The sequence below is a fragment of the Streptomyces anatolicus genome, assembly GCF_019400875.1.
In the GTDB taxonomy this organism is placed as follows: Bacteria; Actinomycetota; Actinomycetes; order Streptomycetales; family Streptomycetaceae; genus Streptomyces; species Streptomyces anatolicus.
Genome location: NZ_WMBF01000877.1, coordinates 1 through 518 on the forward strand (window position 1 = coordinate 1; position 518 = coordinate 518).

Annotated in this window: 1 protein-coding gene; it reads left to right on the plus strand. The window is 73.0% G+C overall.

The window, feature by feature from the left end:
- On the plus strand, window positions 1–487 hold a 487-nt coding region (locus GKQ77_RS33090), incomplete at its 5' end, for an SMI1/KNR4 family protein (RefSeq protein WP_219692835.1).
- Window positions 488–518: the final 31 nt, after the last annotated feature.

A 518-nucleotide genomic window follows, 5' to 3' on the forward strand; every position in this document is an offset into this window, starting at 1 on the left:
GGGCTGGGACGTCCTGCCCACCCCCGTGGACGCGGACACCCTGGCCCGGGCGGAGGCGGCCCTGGGCTTCCGCCTGCCCCCACTGCTCGCCGCGCTGTACACCCGCGTGGGCGACGGCGGATTCGGCCCGGAGTACGGCCTGTTGCCCCTGCTGGAAGGCAAGTCCTCCGGAGGCGAGCCCGCGGTCGTCGAGAAGTACCTGGGGATGCGCCACTCCGACGACTGGGGCTGGCCGGAAGGCGTGCTGCCGATATCCCACTGGGGCTGCGCGATGTACGCGTGCGTGGACTGCCGCGCGGACTCCGCCCAGGTCCTGCTCTTCGAGCCCAATGGCGGCGACCCGGACCACGCCTGGTTCATAGACTCCCCGAGCCTGGCGGCCTGGCTGACGGCGTGGCTCGACGGCACCGGTTGGTACGAGGAGGACAACGAGGGCCTGGAACTCCCTCGTTGGCGGCACGCCCGGACCCGCACGACCCAAGCCTGAGGCTCGGCCCCCACTCAGCGCCGCCCAGCGC